Source organism: Kluyvera sp. CHPC 1.251 (assembly GCF_036759945.1).
GTDB lineage: Bacteria > Pseudomonadota > Gammaproteobacteria > Enterobacterales > Enterobacteriaceae > Kluyvera > Kluyvera sichuanensis.
In genome coordinates, this window is sequence record NZ_JAPKIC010000030.1 from 1 (window position 1) to 1,229 (window position 1,229).

At 51.7% G+C, this 1,229-nt stretch carries 1 protein-coding gene; it reads left to right on the plus strand.

Annotated features, from left to right (window positions below; genetic code table 11):
• Positions 1-63 precede the first annotated feature (63 nt).
• Positions 64-1,211 (plus strand): IS3 family transposase gene (locus V6940_RS22660; protein WP_094283415.1). Its coding sequence is split into 2 segments (ribosomal slippage): positions 64-301 and positions 301-1,211, totalling 1,149 coding nucleotides; the frame shifts between segments, so codons are not numbered across the junction.
• The last annotated feature ends 18 nt before the right edge of the window (positions 1,212-1,229 follow it).

The following is a 1,229-nucleotide window of genomic DNA, read 5'->3' on the forward strand; positions in this document are numbered from 1 at the left end:
TGAATCGCCACGGGTTTAACAGACACCTCAGAGTCATTTAAGATGACTTAAAGAGAGGTGCCCATGAGCGGTAAGCGTTATCCCGAAGAGTTTAAAATTGAAGCGGTAAAACAGGTTGTTGATCGCGGCCATTCTGTTTCCAGCGTGGCAACACGTCTCGGTATCACCACCCACAGTCTTTATGCCTGGATAAAGGCATATGGCCCGGATTCCTCAACCAATAAAGTCCAGTCAGACGCTCAGGCTGAGATCCGACGCCTCCAGAAAGAGCTGAAGCGGGTTACCGACGAACGGGACATATTAAAAAAAGCCGCGGCGTACTTCGCAAAGCTGTCCGACTGAGGTACGCCTTTATCCGTGACAACACCCATTGCTGGCCTGTCCGACTGCTTTGTCGGGTGCTGGATGTGCATCCGAGTGGTTTTTACGCCTGGCTTCAGCAGCCGGATTCACGGCGGCATCATGCTGACCTGAGACTGACGGGGCTGATAAAGCAGTTCTGGCTGGAGTCGGGTTGCGTTTATGGTTATCGCAAGATCCACCTCGACCTGCGGGATACCGGACAACAGTGCGGAGTTAACCGTGTCTGGCGACTGATGAAGCGTGCCGGGATAAGGGCTCAGGTCGGGTACCGTAGCCCACGGGCACGTAAGGGTGAAACCAGCATCGTGACGCCCAACAGGCTCCAGCGGCAGTTCAACCCGGAAGCACCGGATGAGCGTTGGGTAACGGACATCACCTACATCCGGACTCACGAAGGCTGGCTGTATCTGGCTGTGGTTGTTGACCTGTTCTCGCGCAAAGTTATTGGCTGGTCAATGCAGCCCCGGATGACAAAGGATATTGTCCTGAATGCACTTCTGATGGCCGTGTGGCGACGTAATCCTCAAAAGCAGGTGCTGGTTCATTCTGATCAAGGCAGTCAGTACACAAGCTATGAGTGGCAGTCGTTCCTGAAATCACACGGGCTGGAGGGCAGTATGAGCCGTCGCGGTAACTGTCATGACAACGCAGTCGCAGAAAGTTTTTTCCAGTTACTGAAACGTGAACGGATAAAGAAAAAGATCTACGGAACGCGAGAAGAAGCTCGCGGTGATATTTTTGATTACATCGAAATGTTTTATAACAGTAAGCGTCGGCATGGTTCGAGTGATCATATGCCACCAACTGAATACGAAAAACAATATTATCAGCGGCTCGGAAGTGTCTAGATTATCTGTGGCGATTCA